The organism is Candidatus Acetothermia bacterium (genome assembly GCA_024653305.1).
Classification (GTDB): domain Bacteria; phylum Bipolaricaulota; class Bipolaricaulia; order Bipolaricaulales; family Bipolaricaulaceae; genus JACIWI01.
In genome coordinates, this window is sequence record JANLFW010000062.1 from 1 (window position 1) to 1,127 (window position 1,127).

Genomic DNA, 1,127 nt, shown 5'->3' on the forward strand with positions numbered 1-1,127 from the left:
CCGATCCCGCCAGAGGGCGTCCATTCCACTCCAGGGATCGACCCCCTGCACGATGCTTTTTCGAGGGCCTCTTCCAAATCCCGTAGGAACGTGTCGAAACTAGGCGCCAGGAGCACATCACGCTGGTCGCCTTGAAGGACATAAACCTCCCTTACAGCACGGTCTGCCCCGATTCGAGTTGCGCACCCTTCGAAATCTTGATACCGCTCGTGCTGGTTGTGGCGGGTGATCACCCCCGAGACCACCGCCTCTTTTACCCCTGCTGCCTTGAGGCGTCTGACCGCCTCTGCCGCTCGTTTGTGAGTCCCAGGCCCTCGATGGAGGTCGTGCAAGGCCGGAGCTGCGGAATCCAGGCTCACTGTAATCTGGTCGCAACACCGAGCAAGCTTTTCCGCGACGCAGCCCAGGAGGAGGCCGTTCGTGAGGAGGATCGTGCGGAATCCAAGGTCGTGGGCGGCTTCCGCTACCTCGCATGCGTGGGGATGAAGGAGGGGCTCTCCACCGGTGAGGAGTACGGCATCGATGCCCAGCTCCTTGGCCTGATGAAGCGCCTGCATGGCAAGGGCCAGGGGCAAATCCCCTCCCCAGCTTTCCCGCTTTCGCAGTGCCTGGTTGTAGCAATAAGTACAGCTCAGGTTGCAACGAGCAGTGAGATGGAGGTAGAGGGAGCCGGGCTTCGGTTTGGTTGGGCAAACCGCTGGGGAGGAACGGCCCTTTTCTGGTTCTTCCACCCCCTCTTTTTGCAAGGACTCAAGGAAGCGCCGCACTTCTGAAGCGACTTCGGCCAAGGGAAAGCCGGTCTTGGTCGCGATCTCCATGGATGTCTCTATCGTGTCCTTAAACTCCGTCAAGGCCGCGAGGATCGAGGCCCCTACGTCTGTCACGGTCCAGGCAAGGGTCTCGGCCCTGAAGAAGAGGGGCCAAGGTCCTCTTGCCAGATGCTCTACATCCGCCACAAGCGTTTCATTGGAGGCCCACCGCCTCAGACGCGGTTCGGTCAAGACCCAAGGTTAACTCGGGGTTATGTGAGCTTCGCCCCTGCTCCAGCACCAGCACCTTCTCCACCAGCGCAACCGCATCCCAAGGGCTGCGGGTTGGGAAAGGTACCCGCGGCGAAATTGATCTGA

At 60.6% G+C, this 1,127-nt stretch carries 1 protein-coding gene; it reads right to left on the reverse strand.

What is annotated here, in order from left to right; all coding sequences use genetic code 11:
* Nucleotides 1-851: radical SAM protein (locus NUV94_08225; GenBank protein MCR4392721.1), on the reverse strand; the 851-nt coding region annotated here is incomplete at its 3' end.
* Nucleotides 852-1,127: the final 276 nt, after the last annotated feature.